Below are 19,646 nucleotides of genomic sequence, written 5' to 3'. Positions count from 1 at the left end.
ATGGACACACCGCTGGTGTACCAGTTGTTCCGCCAGGAGCATAGCTGGGTAGCTACGTGTGGAAAGGATAAGTGCTGAAAGCATCTAAGCATGAAGCCCCCCTCAAGATGAGACTTCCCATCACTTCAAGTGAGTAAGATCCCTCAGAGACGATGAGGTTGATAGGTCCGAGGTGGAAGCGTGGTGACACGTGGAGCTGACGGATACTAATCGATCGAGGACTTAACTAACTGGATGTCGTGCGTTACTCTTATTTAGTTTTTAGGGTATAAAGATTATTTTTTCCGAAACCCTTGCATTTCTCGAAGGAAATGCATATAATATATCTTGTCTTGATTTTTATAAACCTTTCAAGACGCTTTGTCTGGTGGCGATGGCGAGAAGGTCACACCTGTTCCCATACCGAACACAGAAGTTAAGCTTCTCAGCGCCGATGGTAGTTGGGGCATTGCCCCTGCGAGAGTAGGACGCTGCCAGGCAGTTTTTTTGTATATTTTTATGTTTTTGGAAGATACTAATAGTAAACCTTATAGCAATTTAAATTATTCCACAGTAGCTCAGTGGTAGAGCAATCGGCTGTTAACCGATCGGTCGTAGGTTCGAATCCTACCTGTGGAGCCATTTTTGTGTTTATTAATATTATAATGCTTCCATAGCTCAGCAGGTAGAGCACTTCCATGGTAAGGAAGGGGTCGCAGGTTCAAGTCCTGTTGGAAGCTCTTATGTGTAAAGGGGTTAACCGAATCGGCTAACCCCTTTTTTAATTAAATTGAAGGACACTTAACGATAGCGATACAGCTTTTGTTAGTGTCTTTTAATTTTTAGAGATGTCTATAGGGTAAAGGTATAAATACAAGAAGGAGATCTTGTAATATACGTAAGATAGTTTTAAATTCCACAATATAGTATAATAAAATGAAAATATTATATAAGTGGCATAGGAGATAACCAAGTGGAAGAAATACGTTGTTATAGTTTCGAATCTGAACTAGATGCTAATATCGATTTAGTATTTGAATGTTTAAGTAAAGACAAGCATGTGTTGAAATGGAATTCACAAATAATAGAAAACATTTTTGATGGGAATGAAAATGACTTAGGAGAAGGTTCAACTTTTATCACAAGACAAAAGATTGGTAAAAAGGTTTACGAACTTGAGGGTATTTATACGAAATATGAGACTCCTTATTATGTAAATGTTGAAACAAAAACAAAAGAGGGTTTAAGCAAGACAGAATATATATTAAGAGAAACACCTGAAGGAACACATTTTACTGTAAATGTTTATTTAGTACCTTCCAATTGGACATATAAGATAATCACTAAAATGCTTAAATGGTCATTTAAATTCATCTATGATGATCAGTTCAATAGTTTTATAGAGTATGTGTATCAAATGGAATATGAGAGAAACGAGTGAAAAAGAGACGCCACAGTAATAATAATTATAGTTTATCAGCATCTACCAAGGTCTATTTTAATAATGCCAATTGTACGCGTTAAAGATTTTGAAAACCGGGTTTCTTCCTACTTAATACTATCACGCTAAAAATAAACGAATATAACTAAAATGGTACTATCAGTAAGGAATGGGTCGCAGGTTAAATGGTTCAATGTCATTTTAAATCTAACTTCATAGTGGAAAAGAAGAAAAGAGCTGCTATACAGCTCTTTTCTTATGCTTTAAACGGCTTATGACATTATAGAATATGTAAATACATAAGAATACCAATAACCCAACGAGGCAAAGATTAAAATAGTACCAAAATCCATTGCCTAGCAAGTTCAATGGCGTATTCGCGGATGGGGCGCTAGATAAAAATAAGAAATTGGCATCAACTAGTGGGTTTACGATGAATCCGATAAGTCCAGCATAGCACAATAAATAAAAATAGGATTCTAGTGTCTTCCATAAGGAGATATGGACAGGAAAACTTGTCACTAAGAAGATGCTAGCCCAAGCGAGTACGATATGATGAATAAAAAATTGCCAAAAGCGAAAATGCGGGAAGCCATGGAAAAGTTCTGGCGTAATGACAGCTAAGAATGATGGAACAATGCCGATAAATAATACCATTTGTATTAGTTTATTATTCTTAGTCAAAAGCGCAATCATGGTTAGTATACCGGCAATACTACATAACTGAAGGGGGAGGAATTCACTCGGGTTCCAAAATTTGTTGAACAGTCCCCAGCTTTGATAGCTTAGCTCAGATATTACCAAGATACTAAAAAGCCCCCAACGAATTGTTTTTAGTAGCACTGGATTCGCTTTAATCCTACTTGAATAGATGACCAGTAAAAAGATCCCAGTAATAAAAATAATAATCATATATAGGTGATGAATACTAAACAAATCGAAAGGTGAAGTAGATTGTTCCCCAAACCACGCCTTCATAAAACTCCCTCGCTTTACCCTATAGAAAAATAACGCTTACTAGAATTAAAAGTAAGCGTTATTTTTATCCATAAATTCTTAACCACCAATGATATGATAGCCTGAATCTACATGTAGTACTTCTCCAGTAACACCTCTAGAAAGATCACTCAAAAAGAATAGAGTTGCGTCCCCAACTTGATCCTGATCAACATTTCTTCGTAAAGGTGCCTTTTCTTCTACCATTCCTAGTTTCTCATTGAATCCAGATACCCCTTTAGCTGCTAAAGTACGAATAGGACCTGCAGAGATAGCATTTACTCGAATACCATGCTTTCCTACGTCCTCAGCTAAATAACGCACACTCGCTTCTAGGGATGCCTTTGCTACACCCATCACATTATAGTTAGGAATGACCCTTTCTGCTCCTAAATAAGTTTGTGTTACGATACTGCCACCTTCAGTCATTAACTCCTTAGCAGCTTTTGTAACGGCTACTAAAGAAAACGCACTAATGTTTTGGGCAAGTAAAAATCCGTCGCGTGAAGTATCGGAAAATTCTCCTTTTAAATCTTCACGATTTGCAAAGGCAATTGCATGTACAAGCCCGTGAATAACTCCAACTTCTTCTTTAATTTCATTAAAAGCTGTGTTGATACTTGCATCATCTGAAACGTCACAAGAAACAATTTGTCTTGCTTCGATTTGATTATCATCAAGTAGTTTTATTAATTTTTTATGGGATCTTTCTTGTCTATTGGTAAAAATTAAATTAGCACCGGCATTGTGTAGGGATTTTGTAACTCCCCAAGCAATACTGCGCTCATTAGCGACTCCCATTACAACAATATTTTTTCCTTTTAATAGTTCAGTCATTTTGAACCTCCAGATTATGATTAACTATTAGTACCTAATTCTAATTTATCATTTTTTCAGTAGAAAGACCAATCTTTTATTTACGAAGAGCCTTAAATTGTTGAGGAAAAGTCTTGAAAAAACTGCTTACAAAAATTTTTTGTAAAAATTTTTGTTTTACCCCTTTACAAAGATGTTAAATCTGTATATAATAAAATTCGTTGACTGCAAGACAAGCTACTTAATAATAAATTGGCCCGTTGGTCAAGCGGTTAAGACACCGCCCTTTCACGGCGGTAACACGGGTTCGAATCCCGTACGGGTCACCATATGGAGGATTAGCTCAGCTGGGAGAGCACCTGCCTTACAAGCAGGGGGTCACAGGTTCGAGCCCTGTATCCTCCACCATTTGCCGGCCTAGCTCAATTGGTAGAGCAACTGACTTGTAATCAGTAGGTTGGGGGTTCAAGTCCTCTGGCCGGCACCATTTTTATGTATAAAATTAATTAAATATTTCATACTAAATACGGAGGGGTAGCGAAGTGGCTAAACGCGGCGGACTGTAAATCCGCTCCCTCGGGTTCGGCAGTTCGAATCTGCCCCCCTCCACCATTTAGGTTATTGGGCTATAGCCAAGCGGTAAGGCAACGGGTTTTGGTCCCGTCATTCCTAGGTTCGAATCCTAGTAGCCCAGTTTTTTTCTTTTTTTAGGGGATTTTATCTAAAATTAGTATTACTTTGGGCGACGAGCACAATTACTGTTACCTAGATGTACGATCTTTTGAAATTAGAATCACTAATAATTATGAGCCATTAGCTCAGTCGGTAGAGCATCTGACTTTTAATCAGAGGGTCGCAGGTTCGAATCCTGCATGGCTCATCAACATAAAAACAAGGCTGTTATGCGTAGCAGCCTTGTTTTTATTTGCATTTTATATGTTTTTTTAACATAATAGATAGAGTAATTCATAATTTGAAATGATAAAACTAATAACTTTTGAACTTAAATAGACAATATAAAGGATGGTTGGTATGAAATCTTCTAGGATTCCTGGTTTTTATAAAAAAACAGTTGAGGAACGGAAAGAGCTATTACGTGAAGCTCTTGAGCTTTCTGAAGAGGACTTAGGGGTCTTATCATCAAATGAAGCATTACCAATCGAGACTGCAGATAAAATGATTGAAAATGTGGTGGGTACTTTTCCACTTCCATTAGGTTTAGGATTGAACTTCTTAATAAACGGGAAAGATTATGTTATACCGATGGCAATTGAAGAACCTTCAGTTGTAGCCTCTGCCAGCCATATAGCTAAAATTGTACGCGATGCAGGTGGTTTTAAAACGGAAGCCTCAGAAAGAATTATGATTGGCCAAATCCAGGTTGTTGGATGCTCTAATTATGAACAGGCAAAACAAATATTATTGAAACAGAAGGAAGCTTTAATAGATGCTGCTAACGCTGCATATCCGAGTATTGTTGCTAGGGGTGGGGGAGCTAGAGATTTAGATGTTCGAATTCTAAATGATTCTCCTAAATCCAGCTATGGTAAAATGCTTGTTTTACATTTATATATAGACACTTGTGACGCAATGGGAGCTAATATAATAAATACAATGGTCGAGTCATTAGCACCTACAGTGGAAGAACTTACAGATGGTAAGGTTTATTTACGAATCCTGTCTAACTTTGCTGATCGCTGCGTCGCTAAAGCTACCTGTGTTATCCCACCAGAATTACTAGTAACTGGTGATTTCTCTGGTGAAGAGGTTCGTGATGGCGTCGTTTATGCCTTCGAATTTGCGGATTCTGATCCATATCGTGCTGTTACGCATAATAAAGGAATCATGAATGGGATTGATCCTGTGGTAATTGCTACAGGAAATGATTGGCGTGCGGTTGAAGCAGGAGCACATGCTTATGCTTCTCGCTTTGGAAGCTATCGATCGATGACGAAATGGTCTGTTGATAAAGAAGGAAATCTTGTTGGTGAATTAGAATTACCAATGTCAATTGGGACTGTAGGCGGTGCTATTCGCGTACATCCAATTTCTCAGCTTGCGCATAAAATATTACAGGTGGATTCAGCCTCTGAGCTTGCACAGGTGATTGTTGCTGTAGGGTTAGCTCAAAATCTAGGTGCTTTGAAGGCATTAGTTACAGATGGAATACAAAAGGGGCATATGGCGCTTCATTCTCGTTCTGTTGCTATTGCTGCAGGTGCTACCGGGGAGATGATCGATATTATAGCTGAACAATTAGTAAAAGAGAAAGAAATCCGTGTAGGAAAAGCTAAAGAATTGGTGGAACAGTATACAAAATGAGCGCAGAAAAATTAACAATAACAGATAAATTAACTACAACAGAAAAAAGTGGAATAGGTATTGCACACAGTAAATTAATTTTAATTGGTGAACATGCAGTTGTACACGGACAACCTGCAATTGCAATTCCCTTTCCATTAGTTGGGGTTGAATCGGTAATAGAGTATCAGCCAGGAAAGACGAAATTTGATAGTACGTTTTATCGAGGTCCAATGGATGCTGCTCCTGTTACCTTAGAAGGAATCGTTAATAGTATACATGCAACCCTAAAGTATTTAGGACTACCGAATAAAAATATGATAATCCGAGTAAAATCCTCTATCCCACCTGGGAAGGGATTGGGCTCTAGTGCTTCAGTGGCAATCGCTATTATCCGGTCATTGTTTTCTTTTGCTGAGGTACAATATACAGAAAGAGAATTACTGCATTTTGCTAATATAGCAGAGAAATTTGCACATGGTTCACCTAGTGGAATCGACACATTAACGATTACCTCTGAATCACCCGTATGGTTTGAAAAGGAAAATCCTGTCGGTTATATACGACCGGGTGAAGATTTTCATTTTATTGTAGCGGATTCTGGTCGTATTGGTGATACTAGGTCGGCTGTTGAATCGGTTGCCCATATGCTGAAAAAAGCTCCAAAGAGGATCCAGACAAAGATTGAGCGAATCGGACAGCTAACCCATCAAGCAAAACATGCATTAGAAAAAGCAGGAAGAAATATTCTTGGTCAACTATTAAATGAAGCCCAAAAAGAATTAGCTGCTCTTGGAGTAAGTGATGAAGGCTTGGATCGTTTGATAAATTTTGCCCGCAAGGAAGGGGCATTAGGTGCGAAGCTTACAGGTGCTGGGAACGGTGGTTGTATTATTGCACTAGCCAAAAATGAGATACATTCAAGACAGTTAGCCGAAAAGCTAAAGGAATTTGGTGCCTATGCGGTTTGGCCTTTTACGTTAAGAAAACAAGATTGATTACTATATAAGTGGCTTCTGAAAAGGGGAACGTCATGAAAGCAACTGCAAAAGCACATACAAATATAGCGTTAATTAAGTACTGGGGAAAGCGAAATGAAGAGCTTATCTTACCTACCAATAATAGTTTATCCATTACGTTAGATGGGTTTCACACGATAACTAATGTGTCATTCAAGGAAGAATTGACCAATGATGTTTTTTATTTAAATGATTCCTTTGTCCAAGGGGAACAAGCAGACCGTGTAACAAAATTCTTGAATTTAGTTCGTGACCTAGCTGGAAGGTATGTTTTTGCTGAAGTAAAATCCGTGAATGCTGTTCCGACAGCAGCAGGTTTCGCTTCTTCAGCTTCCGGCTTCGCAGCATTGGCTGCTGCTTCCACAAAGGCTGTTGGCCTAAATCTTTCTGATGAACAATTATCTAGATTGACAAGACAAGGCTCAGGCTCTGCTTGTCGCTCCATCTATGGTGGATTTGCAGAATGGCAAAAGGGTGAAAAAGAAGATGGCTCTGACTCCTTTGCGGTTCCAGTAGTAGCAAAGGATCATTGGGATATTCGCGTAGCGGCTGTTGTCTTATCTTCTAAAATGAAAAAAGTATCGAGTAGAGCAGGGATGAAGCGTACAGTAGAAACTTCGCCCTTTTTTAAAGGGTGGGTGGAAAGCATTCCTGCGGATCTCCAGTCTATTAAAGAAGGGATCCTAGAACGTGACTTTACAAAGGTAGGGGAAATTGCTGAAGCCAATTGCTTGAAAATGCATGCGACAACTTTAGGTGCAAGCCCTCCTTTTACATATTGGCTTGATACTACTGTTACTGTTATGCAGACCGTAAAGCAATTACGAGATTCAGGTATTCCCGCTTATTTCACTATTGATGCTGGACCTAATGTGAAGGTGCTATATCTACCGGAGTACGAAGTGCAAATAAAACAGGCTTTACAAAGCATTCAAGGTGTTGCCGATGTAAAATTAAGTCGTGTGGGGCAAGGAATTACCTATTTAGGGGATGAAGATTTTGCCTAATACAGCAATGACGATACAGGTGCCAGGCAAGTTAATGATTGCTGGCGAATTTGCCGTCTTAGAGCCATATCAAAAGTTAGCGGTTATGGCTGTAAATCGGTTCGTCTATGTAACTATAAAACCTGCGGACAAAAAAAGAATAACTCTAGAAAAATTTCATTTGCAAGATATTCAGTGGGACGTTGATAATTATCGTGTTACCATTTATTCAGATGATCCTCGAGTTAATTTTGTCCAAGGCGCATTGGATGTTGCTTGTCTATACTTAATAGAAAAAGGTATCCCTATTCAAAATGTTTCACTGCACATTAAAAGTGAACTAGATGACAAGTCAACAGGAAAAAAATTCGGACTTGGTTCAAGTGCTGCAGTAGTAGTTGGGGTCATCTCAGCTATTCTAGCATTTCATCTTGAAAAGGAACCAAGCCCACTGCTAATTTTTAAGCTCGCTTCGATATCGCATGTGAAGGCACAAGGAAATGGTTCTGGTGCAGATGTTGCTGCATCGTCCTATGGAGGTATATTGCAATATTCCTCCTTTCAGGCAGAATGGTTAAGAGATACGTATCTAAAGGCAAGCTCCATCTCTGAGCTAATTGATATTGATTGGGATTACTGGAGCATTGAATCAATAGATATGCCTAAATCAATTCATCTTTGTATCGGTTGGACAGGCAGTCCGGCATCGACGGGCAATTTAGTTCAGCGAATATTAAATTTAAAGACTACTCAAATAGAAAAATATCAAACGTTTCTCAAGCAAAGTGAAAAAGCTGTCAGTAACTTTTTACAAGGGGCAAAGCAAGAACATATTCCCCTACTATTACAAGGGATAAAGCAGAATAGAGAAGCACTGGTAACGGTTGGGAAAGAGGCGCAAACAGAACTAGAAACTACCATGATTAAAACTTTATGTGATTTAGCGGAAGAATTTGGTGGTGCAGCAAAGCAATCTGGCGCAGGTGGCGGAGATTGTGGGATTGCCTTCATGCCATCAGAAGAAAGCGCAAAACGGTTAGAGGATGCTTGGAAGAAAGCAGGTATCATCCCGTTAGAAATCAAACCGTACCGAAATGGAGCCTTGATCATATAGGAAGGTATCGTTATCGGTAACGATGCCTATTTTTAATGGCCATTTCACTATTTAAAACAAAACGCATAAATATTCAAAAAATTGTCGAGTTGAGTCGTTGAAATGATTTTTAGTACAATAATTGTTGGAGGTGGCAATAAATTATGAAAAATAAAATATCATTAATTGGTGTCCCAATGGATTTAGGACAAAGTCGTCGTGGAGTAGATATGGGACCAAGTGCCATTCGTTATGCAGGAGCGATTGAGAGATTACAAACGTTAGAATATGATATACATGACCTTGGAGATATACCGATTAACCGACCAGGGAAAATAGAAGATGATGGTAAATTAAAAAATCTAGAACAGGTAATAGAAGCTAATGAAACACTTGCAAAAATGGTAGATGAGGAAATACAAAAGGGTGCATTCCCATTAATTCTTGGTGGAGACCACAGTATTGCGATTGGTAGCTTAGCTGGTATTTCAAAACATTATAAAAATCTAGGAGTAATTTGGTATGATGCTCATGGGGATTTAAACACAAGTGAAACATCACCATCTGGTAATATCCATGGTATGCCACTAGCAGTAAGTCTGGGACTAGGCCATGAAAAATTAACAAATTTATATAACTATACACCAAAAGTAAAGCCTGAAAATATTGTCATCATTGGTGCACGCTCTTTAGACCCAGGAGAAAGGGAACTCATTCGGGAAAAGGGTATAAAGGTATATACGATGCATGAAATCGACCGTATGGGAATGTCTGCTGTGATGGAGGAAACAATTTCCTATTTAAGAGAGCGCACAGATGGTGTACATCTCAGCCTTGATTTAGATGGATTAGATCCGACAGAGGCACCTGGTGTTGGTACACCGGTACTTGGTGGAATGACTTACCGAGAAAGCCATTTAGCAATGGAAATGCTATCTGAATCCGATATTATTACATCATTAGAGGTTGTAGAAGTAAACCCAATATTAGATGAAAAAAATAAAACAGCTACATTAGCTGTTGGATTAATGGGTTCTTTATTTGGTGAAAAGCTTAAATAGTTTTCTTTAAAAAGGCGTTGATATTATATTAATGCCTTTTTTATTGGTTATTTTTTAGTTGATATTCGTTTAATAGATGGTCCAATTTTTTACTTGTTTCCACCATTACTTCTGACGTAAGCTTGTAGGAACCACTTAGTGCAATCATCTCTTTACGGCATTGCTCTATCTTTTGTAATAAAAGCTTATCCATCTGTATTCCCCCTATTGCTATACATTAAACTATATTAAGGAATAAAGTATCCTTTTGCAACAGCAAATTTAGAAAAATCGATATTTTTCCCTTGAAATACGTTATAATAGAATGGAAAATGTTTACTATTTAATAAATTATCGGCGGATTAAAAAATTTTTTAAAAAAAGTGAAACCTTTTTATAGATAGAACGTAAGGTTTAATACCGCATCAGCGGAGGTACAGGGAATGGAATTAATAATTAGAGAGAAAATCAAACAGGTAAAAAAAGGGGATCAAACTGCATTTGAAGATGTAGTCATGTTCTATCAAGATAAAATCTATCAGCATTGTCTAAGAATGCTAGGTAATCAGCATGAAGCCGAGGATATTGCACAGGAAGCATTCATTCGTGCTTATGTCAATATCCACTCCTATGATGAGCGTAGAAAGTTTTCAACCTGGTTGTACCGAATCGCGACAAATTTAACAATCGACAGGTTACGAAAACGAAAACCGGATTATTACTTGGATGCTGAAGTAAAAGGAACAGATGGCTTGGATATGTATTCGCAATTAGCTGCAGATGAAAAGCTACCTGAGGATGAGTTGGAAGGTCTTGAGCTTCAGACATATATTCAAAAACAAATAGCAGAGCTTCCGTCTAAATATCGAAGCATTATCATGTTGCGGTATTTAGAGGATTTTTCACTACAAGAAATTAGTGAAATATTAGATATCCCGATTGGGACGGTGAAGACTAGAATTCATCGAGGAAGAGAAGCTTTGCGTAAAAAGCTTCGTCATGTATAAAAGGAGTGAATCCAGTTGGATTGTCATAAAAAGGCATTAGAATTAATGCATAAGCATTTAGATGGGGATATTACGAGGGCAGAAGAACATGAATTGAAAGTCCATCTAGAGGAATGTTTAGCATGTCAAAAGCATCTTCATGAACTAAAGCGCACAGTCACATTAATTCAAAGCACAGAAAGAATCAAAGCACCAGAAGGCTTTGCATCAAAAGTAATGGACCAGCTGCCTATTGAGAAAAAACGAGTACGCTATTTACGGTGGTTTAAAATGCATCCAGTACTAACTGCAGCGGCAATTTTCTTTATCTTTATGCTTACCGGATTATTTTCTGTTTGGGAAAAGGATACACAACTTATGGTTTCTAATCCAGAAAATTTAATTGTAAAAGGCGATTTAGTGATTGTACCTGAAGGTGTTACTGTTGATGGAGATTTGGTTGTGCAGAATGGCAATTTAAGAATAGATGGTACTGTAGATGGTAATGTTACATTAATTAATGGAAAGCTAGTAGATGAAACCGACGTCTTGGACAGTGATGGGTTAATGGCTTCAGTAGGGGCGGTAAATGGAGAATTAAAAGAAGTAGATGCGGTATTTGAATGGGTATGGTATCACATTCAGAATTTGGTTAAAGGAGTTTTTGCATTTGGAGATTAAAACCTGGTGGGAAGCCGGGTTTTTCTTTTTTATCTATCCTACTATTCTTGAAAAAAGGTAGAAGCTATATCACGTATTAATTGGAGATTGTGGTATAATAAAAATGTTATACTGGCAGTAACTCCACTTTTTCGCACGGACATTTTTTTGGTGCCGGTTTAACTTGTAAAGACGGGAAGAGAATTGATGGATAGAAGGATGTGCAAGACATGCCTAATGGGGATTTCGGTATATTAGACTTACTTAGAATGCTCGTCGATATTGGTCTCGTTTGGTATGTTCTATATAAATTAATTATGCTAATACGAGGCACAAAGGCGATTCAACTTTTAAAAGGTATTGTAGTCATTTTTGTTGTACGTGTAATTAGCTTTTTAATGGACTTACCAACACTATATTGGATAACAGAACAAGTAATCAGATGGGGTTTTCTTGTCATTATTATCTTATTCCAGCCGGAGCTGAGAAGAGCTTTAGAGCAAATTGGAAGAGGTAATTTGTTCTCCAGAAGTACGAAGTCAGAACAAGAGAAGTTTGAAAAGCTAGTTACAGACATCGTACATGCTGCAGGATATATGGCTAAACGACGTATTGGTGCATTAATTACAATTGAACGTGAGACGGGAATTGGTGAGTACATTGAAACAGGTATTCCAATCAATGGGAAGTTAACTCACCAACTACTAACCAATATATTCACACCAAACACACCACTACATGATGGTGCAGTTATTATAAAAAATGATGAAGTAGTTGCAGCAGCTTGCTATCTTCCTTTATCAGAGAGTCCTTTTATTTCCAAGGAACTAGGAACAAGGCATAGAGCTGCAATGGGAATTAGTGAAGTAACGGATGCCCTGACCATTGTCGTTTCAGAGGAAACAGGTGGCATCTCTGGAACAAAGAATGGTGAATTAAAGAGAGATATGAGTCAAGAAGACTTAAGAGAGTTTTTACTTGAAAATTTATCTCCAGGACCTCGTTCAGCTGAAAAGAAGCCTTGGATGCTAAGGGGGAGAAAGCATGGATAATTGGTTTAAAAGTAAATGGTTTATCCGCGGGCTTTCCTTAGCCTTTGCTATTATGTTATATATTTTCGTTGCAATCGAAGAAGCCGATACATCAGGTGATAGAGAAAGTACCATACCTACCTTGTTTGGTGGTTCTAAGGAAACAAAGACAATAGAGGATGTTCCATTAGGAATTCAAATAGATAGCGATACCTATGTGGTTAGTGGTGTTCCAGAAACAGTTACGGTTTCTTTAGAAGGTACCGCTAGTGAATTAACCCCAGTGGTAACGCAACGTAACTTTGAGGTATTTGTGGATTTGCGTGATTTGAAAGAAGGTGAACATGAAGTAGAGATTCAATATGATAATATTCCTAAACAGCTCTCTGTTTATATTGAACCAAAAACAATAAATGTCGTGATAGAGAAGCGTGCTACGGCTGAATTTAATGTGAGTGTCGACTTCGTAAATGAGGATAAACTTCCCGAAGGATATCAAGTAGGTGACTTTAAATTAAATACGGATAAAGTAACCATTACGAGCTCGAAGGAAGTTATTGATCGTATTGCAATAGTTAAGGTGTTTGTTGATGTAACGGGACTAACCGATTCTATTAAGAATCGAGAAGTACCTGTTAATGTATATGATAATCAAGGCAATGAGCTTGGAGTAAGGATTGATCCACAGACAGTAATTATTTCGGTGGATATTGAGAATCCAAGTAAGAAGGTTCCTGTAAGTGTTGCAACGACAGGAGAGCTTCCTGAAGGATATCGTGTTGTATCGATGGAGCCGGTTGTAACTGAAGTTGAAGTCTTTGCAACAACGAATGTTTTGGATAAGGTTGACAAAATTACAACCGAGCCAATCAATCTATCCGAACTAACGAAATCTGGTACAATAAAGGTCGGCTTATCGTTACCCGATAAGGTCCAAGCCCCAGGTACGAAGGAAATAGATGTGAAGGTTGTCCTAGAACAGACGAAATCGATCACAAATTTAAAATTAGAAGTAGATAATGCGGCTGATGGAAATGTTGTTAATTTTGTTGAACCTGAAAATCAGCGTACTAGTATAACTGTGACTGGAAATGAACAAGATGTTAGGGAATTAAGCGATAAGGATTTTCGTATATATATAAATGTAAAAGGTCTGGGTCGTGGGAAACATGTAGTCCCGGTAGAAATTAGTGGCCCAGACGGTGTGAAATACGAACTAGAAATAAAAGAGGCTACGATTGAAATTGAGGAAGTTTAATATAGGCTTATGATTATTAATACCGTACTTAAAAAACGTCCAGTCATGGGATGTAAAGGAGAGGTACATAATGGGTAAATATTTTGGAACTGATGGTGTAAGGGGTGTAGCAAATAAGGATTTAACCCCTGAATTAGCATTTAAGTTAGGTAGATTTGGTGGATATGTATTAACAAAAGAAACAGAAAAGCCAAGGGTGTTAATTGGACGTGACACGAGAATTTCAGGAAATATGCTTGAAGGGGCTTTAGTGGCAGGATTATTATCTATTGGCGCAGAAGTCATGCGTTTAGGTGTCATTTCAACACCAGGAGTTGCATACCTAACAAAAGCAACTAGTGCTCAGGCAGGTGTTATGATATCTGCATCCCATAACCCTGTCGAGGATAATGGAATTAAATTCTTCGGACCAGATGGATTTAAGCTTTTAGATGAGCAGGAAGAAGAAATTGAACGACTATTAGATGGTGAGGATAATTTACCTCGACCTATTGGTGGCGATATTGGGGGTGTTTCTGATTACTTTGAAGGAGGTCAGAAATACTTATCTTACCTCAAGGAATCCATCGATAGTGATTTCGAGGGTATTCGTATTGCACTTGATTGTGCCCACGGGGCTACATCTAGCTTGGCAGCTCATTTGTTTGCAGATTTAGAAGCGGATATTTATACCATTGGAGCTTCACCAAATGGTTTGAATATTAATGATGGTGTTGGTTCCACACATCCCGAGAAATTACAAGCCTTTGTAATTGAAAAAGGTGCGGATATCGGTTTAGCATTCGATGGTGATGGGGACCGACTAATTGCAGTCGACGAAAAAGGAAACATTGTAGATGGTGACCAGATTTTGTTTATTTGTGGAAAGTACATGAATGAAAAAGGCTTCTTACGTCACAATACGATCGTTTCAACCGTTATGAGTAATATCGGTTTTTACAAAGCACTAGAGGAAAACGGTATGCGAAGTGAAAAAACTGCTGTAGGTGACCGCTATGTCATGGAGGAAATGCGTAAAGGTGGCTACAATCTAGGTGGAGAACAATCCGGTCATATCATTTTCCTAGATTACAGTACAACTGGTGATGGAATGCTATCCGCACTTCAGCTCGTAAACGTTATGAAAGAAACTGGTAAAACATTATCCGAATTAGCTAGTGAGATGACAATCTATCCACAGGTGCTAAAAAACATAAAAGTTACAGATAAGAAAAAAGTATTAGAAGATGCAACAATTAAAGCGGAAATTGACAAGGTGGAACAAGCTCTTGGAGGAAACGGACGTGTCCTCGTTAGACCATCTGGAACAGAACCACTCGTACGTGTAATGGTTGAAGGGCCAACAGAAGAAGAATGTGAAAAGTATACCGATCAAATTGCGCAGGTTGTTAAGAGCTTGTACGGTATTTCAGAATAAGGAGGCTGCTCTCATATGGAGAGCAGCTCTTTTTAATTGCTGAGGTAACCACCTATTAACAGTATTAAGATTTATCGTTAGATCTCGATGAAGAAAAGCGGATGATTGTGGTGGTGTATTTTGTTTCCAGTTCTTCTATGCCTACTAATAAAAAAGTAAAGGAAATACGGTCTCCTAGATCTCTTTATGCCTCTTACCATGAGACAGACATTTTCTATATTCAGTGTTTAATAAGTAGTTAAAACTGTCAGAAGATAACAAAATAAGGTATACTTGTTATCAAATATGAAAGCTAACTTACAGAGGGGGATATACATGTTAAAGTTTTCAAAACCATCAGTAGAACAATTCTTGCGTACATATGTCATTTCAGACTTTGCAGTAAGTAAGGATGAGAAACGTTTAGTATTCAATACCAATCTAAATGGAAAAATGAACTTATGGGCAATGGATCTACCAGATAATTTTCCATATCTCTTTGCTCAGAGGGATCAATCGACGAATTTTATCAAGTTTGATCCAGAGGGACGTTATGTGTTAGCGGGCTATGACAATGAAGGTGATGAGAATTATCAGATTTATGCTGTGCCGAGTGAAGGTGGCATGCCACAGGAGTTAATTACTGGAGATTCATCGGAGAAGTATTACTTTGCCCATTTAAGTGATGATGGGAAACGAGTTTACTATTTAACCTCTGAAGGTAATCCAAACTTTCTTAATACGCGTGTTCGCCATTTAGAGGATAACTCGGATGTGCTAATTAATGAAGGAGAGGTAGGGCCAACCTATTTAGCTGCTGTTTCTGAAAAGGAAGATGTATTTGTGTATATGCGTCTCTTAGCAAATACATATATCCAACTTTTTGTAAAGGATGGCGATAACTTAGTATGCTTGACTCCGGATGCTGAGAAGGTTCATGTTGCCTCTAGTCCTGTTTTCATTGAAAAGGATATTTATTTCACAACTAATTATGATCAAGAATATAGCTATATCGCGAAATACAATCTTGATTCGAAGCAATTTGAAGCGGTTCTAAGCATTGAGAATGAGAGTATCGAAGGACTTCAGTACGATAAAGAAAATCAACTTCTTTATTTTGCTACAGAAAAAGGTGTAGAGGATATTCTGTATCGCTATGATTTAGCCACTGGAAAGTCTGAAAAGCTAGCAACTCCAGTTGACGTATTAGAAAAGCTAGTAGTAACCAAAGCAGGTAATCTCTATCTCTTAGGTAGAAGTGCAACGGTTCCATTTAATATTTTCAAATCTACCGATGGTACAAAATGGGAAAACTTAACGAACAACCGTGTTCTTGGTGTAAGCAGGGAGCAAATGGTAGAGCCTGAGGTAGTCACATACAGATCATTCGATGGTATGGAAATAGAAGCGCTTCTTTTCAAAGCAAACCCTGAGAATGATAATGGCCACACGATATTTTGGCCACACGGAGGACCACAAGCCTCTGAGAGGAAAATGTTCCGTGCCATGTTCCAAAGTGCACTTAGCCGTGGATACACTATTTTCGCACCGAACTTCCGCGGAAGTACAGGCTATGGTTCCTCATTTGTGAAGCTAGTCGAGCAGGATTGGGGACATGGTCCGCGTCTAGACTGTGTTGCTGGGATTGAATGGCTATTTGAAAATAATATAACAGACCGTGATAAGCTATTCCTTGTTGGAGGAAGCTATGGTGGATATATGGCGTTATTATTACACGGACGTCATCAGGAATATTTTAAAGCTGTCGTAGATATATTCGGCCCGTCTGATTTATTTACCTTTGTTAATTCTGTTCCACCACATTGGAAACCAATGATGGAGCGTTGGGTAGGTGATCCAGAACGAGATAAAGAGCGTTTTATTAAGGATTCGCCAATTACTTATCTCGATACAATGGTGAAGCCAATGCTCGTCATTCAAGGGGCAAAGGATCCTCGCGTTGTAAAAGAAGAGTCCGATCAAATTGTTGCCAAACTAAAGGAAAAAGGACGCGAAGTAGAGTATTTAGTTCTGGAAGATGAGGGACATGGATTCTCCAAAAAAGAAAATGAAATAAAAGTGTACAATACAATGCTTGATTTTCTAGAAAGACATCAAGGGTAATAATATCTAATAGCACATAGGAGGTGTATCCTATGTGCTATTTTAATGCTTTTGGTAAACAACTTCATTTTAGTGAACGATACTTACAATCCATCATATACTAGATATGTCCCATTCAATTGGCAACTTATCGTTGACCAAAATTGGGTTCATCATGTAAAATGAGGTGTGCTCTAATTTTGAATTGTTTTTATTCCATAGAGGGTACAGTAGGAATAGCTTGAAAGGAGGATAGTAGAAAAATTAATTAAAGCGCCTGGACTATTTTCAGAACGGAAATGAAAATAGTTGACGAGGAGAAGGTTATCGAATTTTTCGGCGGGTGCCTTCCGATTGCACACTCCAGTCGTCATGCTTTTTCCGGAAAACAATAGGGTGACCTATTGCACAAAGGGAAAGGGCTGAGTGTAACAGTACGTCAAAAAACACGAGAAAGGGGCAATAAAACGCCCCATCGAAATGTGTTCTTTCATCGGTCGTTTGTTGCCCCTTAGAGGAGGAACACAACGAAATGTGTGGAATTGTAGGTTATATTGGACAACAGGATTCAAAGGAAATTTTATTAAACGGACTAGAAAAATTAGAATATCGTGGTTATGACTCCGCTGGTATTGCATTATTAAATGAAAGTGGACTCAATATTTTTAAGGTTAAGGGACGAATCGCAACCTTAAAAGAATCTGTTGATAATGAAGTTCATGCAACGATGGGTATTGGCCAAACACGCTGGGCAACTCATGGGGAACCAAGTGTAATAAATGCACACCCACATCAAAGTGCGTCAGGCAGATTTACACTTGTACACAATGGGGTCATTGAAAATTACCAAGATTTGAAGCGGGAGTATCTTCAGGATGTTACATTTGTCAGTGAAACCGATACGGAGGTAGTTGTACAATTAATTGATAAACTGTATGAAACATACCAGGATACAACAGAAAGCTTCCGCCATACAATGAGACTTCTAAAGGGATCCTATGCAATTGCGTTAATTGATAAAGAAGATCCGAATACGTTATATGTATCGAAAAACAAAAGTCCATTATTGGCTGGTTTAGGTAATGGTTTTAATGTTGTAGCAAGTGATGCAATGGCTACATTGAAAATTACTAATCAATATCTAGAAATTCATGATCGAGAAATCGTCATTGTAAGCCGTGAGTCGGTTTCGATTCAAAACCTTGATGGGATAGAAGTGTTAAGGGATCCTTTTACTGCACAAATTGATGCAAGTGATATTGAAAAGGGTACCTATTCACACTTTATGCTGAAAGAAATTGACGAACAACCAATCGTCATGCGTAAAATTATTGAAGCATATCAAAATGAAAATCATGAATTAGTAGTAGCTGATGATATTCGAGCTGCAATGAGAAGTTGTGATCGGATTTATATTATTGCAGCAGGAACTAGTTACCATGCAGGATTAGTTGGTAAGAATTTAATAGAAAAATTAGCTGGGATACCAGTAGAGGTTCATGTATCCAGTGAATTCTCGTACAATATGCCTTTACTATCTGAAAAACCACTGTTTATTTTTATTTCACAAAGTGGTGAAACCGCAGATAGTCGTACCGTACTAGTAAAAGTAAAAGAAATGGGATATCCAGCACTAACGGTTACCAATGTGCCAGGATCCACCCTTTCTCGTGAAGCAGATTACACATTACCTCTGCATGCTGGACCAGAAATTGCAGTTGCATCAACAAAAGCATATACGGCTCAGATTGCTGTATTAGCAATTTTGGCTGTCGATACTGCACATGCAAAAGGTCTAGAAGTAAACTTCGATCTAATGCAGGAGCTAGCTATTGTAGCAAATGCAATGGAAGCATTAACTGGTCAAAAGGAAGAGTTAGAGGAACTAACAAGAAACTATTTAGCAACTACTCGAAACGCATTTTTCATTGGACGTAGTCTCGATTATTATGTTTCGATGGAAGGTGCATTAAAGCTTAAAGAAATCTCCTATATTCAAGCAGAAGGCTTTGCTGGTGGAGAATTAAAGCATGGAACAATTGCCTTAATTGAAAAAGACACTCCAGTTATTGCCCTTGCAACACAAGAGAATGTGAACTATTCCATTCGTGGAAATGTGCAAGAGGTTGTAGCTCGTGGTGCTAATGCGATGATCATTAGCATGAGAGGTCTTGAGCAGGACGATGATGCCTTTGTTTTACCAAAGGTGCATGAATTGTTGACACCACTAGTTACAGTAATACCGTTACAGATCATTGCATATTATGCTGCGTTACATCGTGGTTGTGATGTTGATAAGCCAAGGAATTTAGCTAAGAGTGTGACGGTGGAGTAGGTTTTGTGGTATAGAAAAGACTTGTTGTAGTATAGAAATATAGTTCAATACTTGATAAAAAAGTGCTAAACTTCAAAAAAGAACTATAGACAAAGGTAAAAGTGTAAACTTAAAACTTTATATTTTTTCACCCTCTGCCCTTAAATAGGACAGAGGTTTTTTTGTGGTTACTCTAGAGTGACTGAAAATCTTGCAATATATTTGGA

At 38.2% G+C, this 19,646-nt stretch carries 16 protein-coding genes, 8 tRNA genes and 2 rRNA genes; 23 read left to right on the top strand and 3 right to left on the bottom strand.

The genetic code is table 11. The features are described from left to right. From KI338_RS10545 to KI338_RS10525, 5 genes are all read left to right on the top strand, one after another. Positions 1–230: ribosomal RNA gene (locus KI338_RS10545) — 23S ribosomal RNA — on the top strand; the annotation flags it as partial. 133 nt (positions 231–363) lie between these two features. Then, positions 364–479 (top strand): 5S ribosomal RNA (gene rrf, locus KI338_RS10540). 67 nt (positions 480–546) lie between these two features. Next, positions 547–621, top strand: a tRNA-Asn gene (locus KI338_RS10535). Positions 622–646: 25 nt separating this feature from the next. Next, a tRNA-Thr gene (locus tag KI338_RS10530) sits at positions 647–719 on the top strand. 233 nt (positions 720–952) lie between these two features. Beyond that, on the top strand, positions 953–1,420 hold the full coding sequence (locus KI338_RS10525) for an SRPBCC family protein (protein ID WP_212920951.1): 468 nt from the start codon (positions 953–955) through the stop codon (positions 1,418–1,420). A gap of 240 nt (positions 1,421–1,660) precedes the next feature. On the opposite strand, the gene KI338_RS10520 is transcribed toward KI338_RS10525, so the two are convergent. After that, on the bottom strand, positions 1,661–2,398 hold the full coding sequence (locus tag KI338_RS10520; protein ID WP_212920950.1) for a YwaF family protein: 738 nt from the start codon (positions 2,396–2,398) through the stop codon (positions 1,661–1,663). 78 nt (positions 2,399–2,476) lie between these two features. Further along, complete coding sequence (fabI, locus tag KI338_RS10515) at positions 2,477–3,253, bottom strand: enoyl-ACP reductase FabI (RefSeq protein ID WP_212920949.1); 777 nt, start codon at positions 3,251–3,253, stop codon at positions 2,477–2,479. 233 nt (positions 3,254–3,486) lie between these two features. Between fabI and KI338_RS10510 the strand changes: the two genes are divergently transcribed. The 11 genes from KI338_RS10510 to rocF all read left to right on the top strand — a co-directional run bounded on the left by KI338_RS10510 (position 3,487) and on the right by rocF (position 9,692). Further along, positions 3,487–3,561: transfer RNA gene (locus KI338_RS10510), tRNA-Glu, on the top strand. Positions 3,562–3,564: 3 nt separating this feature from the next. Next, positions 3,565–3,640: transfer RNA gene (locus tag KI338_RS10505), tRNA-Val, on the top strand. Positions 3,641–3,643: 3 nt separating this feature from the next. Then, a tRNA-Thr gene (locus KI338_RS10500) sits at positions 3,644–3,719 on the top strand. 41 nt (positions 3,720–3,760) lie between these two features. Beyond that, positions 3,761–3,844: transfer RNA gene (locus KI338_RS10495), tRNA-Tyr, on the top strand. A gap of 10 nt (positions 3,845–3,854) precedes the next feature. Beyond that, positions 3,855–3,926 (top strand) — tRNA-Gln (locus KI338_RS10490). A gap of 113 nt (positions 3,927–4,039) precedes the next feature. Then, positions 4,040–4,112: transfer RNA gene (locus tag KI338_RS10485), tRNA-Lys, on the top strand. 152 nt (positions 4,113–4,264) lie between these two features. Further along, positions 4,265–5,554, top strand: a complete 1,290-nt coding sequence (locus KI338_RS10480) for a hydroxymethylglutaryl-CoA reductase, degradative (RefSeq protein WP_212920948.1) — start codon at positions 4,265–4,267, stop codon at positions 5,552–5,554. After that, positions 5,551–6,531, top strand: a complete 981-nt coding sequence (gene mvk, locus KI338_RS10475; protein WP_212920947.1) for a mevalonate kinase — start codon at positions 5,551–5,553, stop codon at positions 6,529–6,531. The genes KI338_RS10480 and mvk overlap by 4 nt, the downstream gene beginning before the upstream one ends. 35 nt (positions 6,532–6,566) lie before the next feature. Further along, positions 6,567–7,559 carry a diphosphomevalonate decarboxylase gene (mvaD, locus tag KI338_RS10470; RefSeq protein WP_212920946.1) on the top strand — a complete coding sequence of 331 codons (993 nt, stop codon included), beginning with the start codon at positions 6,567–6,569 and terminating at the stop codon, positions 7,557–7,559. Beyond that, positions 7,543–8,652: a phosphomevalonate kinase gene (locus tag KI338_RS10465; RefSeq protein WP_244853539.1), complete on the top strand. Its 1,110-nt coding sequence runs from the start codon at positions 7,543–7,545 to the stop codon at positions 8,650–8,652. The genes mvaD and KI338_RS10465 overlap by 17 nt, the downstream gene beginning before the upstream one ends. Before the next feature lie 143 nt (positions 8,653–8,795). After that, on the top strand, positions 8,796–9,692 hold the full coding sequence (rocF, locus tag KI338_RS10460) for an arginase (RefSeq protein ID WP_212920944.1): 897 nt from the start codon (positions 8,796–8,798) through the stop codon (positions 9,690–9,692). Between the two features lie 40 nt (positions 9,693–9,732). Here the strand turns inward: rocF and KI338_RS10455 are convergent, their stop codons facing one another. Further along, complete coding sequence (locus KI338_RS10455) at positions 9,733–9,885, bottom strand: aspartyl-phosphate phosphatase Spo0E family protein (RefSeq protein WP_212920943.1); 153 nt, start codon at positions 9,883–9,885, stop codon at positions 9,733–9,735. A 229-nt stretch (positions 9,886–10,114) separates the two neighbouring features. On the opposite strand from KI338_RS10455, the gene sigW reads away from it, so the two are divergent. From sigW to glmS, 7 genes are all read left to right on the top strand, one after another. Next, a complete protein-coding gene (sigW, locus tag KI338_RS10450) occupies positions 10,115–10,678 on the top strand; it encodes an RNA polymerase sigma factor SigW (RefSeq protein WP_212920942.1) in 564 nt (187 codons plus the stop codon). 15 nt (positions 10,679–10,693) lie between these two features. Continuing rightward, positions 10,694–11,338: a zf-HC2 domain-containing protein gene (locus KI338_RS10445; RefSeq protein ID WP_212920941.1), complete on the top strand. Its 645-nt coding sequence runs from the start codon at positions 10,694–10,696 to the stop codon at positions 11,336–11,338. A gap of 209 nt (positions 11,339–11,547) precedes the next feature. Next, positions 11,548–12,369: a diadenylate cyclase CdaA gene (gene cdaA, locus KI338_RS10440; protein ID WP_212920940.1), complete on the top strand. Its 822-nt coding sequence runs from the start codon at positions 11,548–11,550 to the stop codon at positions 12,367–12,369. Then, positions 12,362–13,606 (top strand): CdaR family protein, encoded by a 1,245-nt coding sequence (locus KI338_RS10435; protein ID WP_212920939.1) that lies wholly within the window; start codon positions 12,362–12,364, stop codon positions 13,604–13,606. The genes cdaA and KI338_RS10435 overlap by 8 nt, the downstream gene beginning before the upstream one ends. A gap of 70 nt (positions 13,607–13,676) precedes the next feature. Next, positions 13,677–15,023, top strand: coding sequence for a phosphoglucosamine mutase (gene glmM / locus KI338_RS10430; RefSeq protein WP_212920938.1), 1,347 nt, complete (start codon positions 13,677–13,679; stop codon positions 15,021–15,023). Positions 15,024–15,338: 315 nt separating this feature from the next. Then, entirely contained in the window at positions 15,339–17,126 is a 1,788-nt protein-coding gene (locus KI338_RS10425) for a S9 family peptidase (RefSeq protein ID WP_212920937.1), read from the top strand. A 511-nt stretch (positions 17,127–17,637) separates the two neighbouring features. Further along, positions 17,638–19,440, top strand: coding sequence for a glutamine--fructose-6-phosphate transaminase (isomerizing) (gene glmS / locus KI338_RS10420; protein WP_212920936.1), 1,803 nt, complete (start codon positions 17,638–17,640; stop codon positions 19,438–19,440). The last annotated feature ends 206 nt before the right edge of the window (positions 19,441–19,646 follow it).

Source organism: Ornithinibacillus bavariensis, assembly GCF_018333235.1.
Lineage (GTDB): Bacteria > Bacillota > Bacilli > Bacillales > Amphibacillaceae > Ornithinibacillus > Ornithinibacillus bavariensis.
Note: the sequence above shows the minus strand (reverse complement) of the source record. Positions and strands in the feature narration are given on the sequence as shown.

Coding starts and splice junctions, on each gene's coding strand:
- KI338_RS10520 (WP_212920950.1), bottom strand. CDS start 2,398: ATGAAGGCGTGGTTTGGGGAACAATCTACTTCACCTTTCGATTTGTTT.
- fabI (WP_212920949.1), bottom strand. CDS start 3,253: ATGACTGAACTATTAAAAGGAAAAAATATTGTTGTAATGGGAGTCGCT.
- KI338_RS10480 (WP_212920948.1), top strand. CDS start 4,265: ATGAAATCTTCTAGGATTCCTGGTTTTTATAAAAAAACAGTTGAGGAA.
- mvk (WP_212920947.1), top strand. CDS start 5,551: ATGAGCGCAGAAAAATTAACAATAACAGATAAATTAACTACAACAGAA.
- mvaD (WP_212920946.1), top strand. CDS start 6,567: ATGAAAGCAACTGCAAAAGCACATACAAATATAGCGTTAATTAAGTAC.
- KI338_RS10465 (WP_244853539.1), top strand. CDS start 7,543: ATGAAGATTTTGCCTAATACAGCAATGACGATACAGGTGCCAGGCAAG.
- rocF (WP_212920944.1), top strand. CDS start 8,796: ATGAAAAATAAAATATCATTAATTGGTGTCCCAATGGATTTAGGACAA.
- KI338_RS10455 (WP_212920943.1), bottom strand. CDS start 9,885: ATGGATAAGCTTTTATTACAAAAGATAGAGCAATGCCGTAAAGAGATG.
- sigW (WP_212920942.1), top strand. CDS start 10,115: ATGGAATTAATAATTAGAGAGAAAATCAAACAGGTAAAAAAAGGGGAT.
- cdaA (WP_212920940.1), top strand. CDS start 11,548: ATGCCTAATGGGGATTTCGGTATATTAGACTTACTTAGAATGCTCGTC.
- KI338_RS10435 (WP_212920939.1), top strand. CDS start 12,362: ATGGATAATTGGTTTAAAAGTAAATGGTTTATCCGCGGGCTTTCCTTA.
- glmM (WP_212920938.1), top strand. CDS start 13,677: ATGGGTAAATATTTTGGAACTGATGGTGTAAGGGGTGTAGCAAATAAG.
- KI338_RS10425 (WP_212920937.1), top strand. CDS start 15,339: ATGTTAAAGTTTTCAAAACCATCAGTAGAACAATTCTTGCGTACATAT.
- glmS (WP_212920936.1), top strand. CDS start 17,638: ATGTGTGGAATTGTAGGTTATATTGGACAACAGGATTCAAAGGAAATT.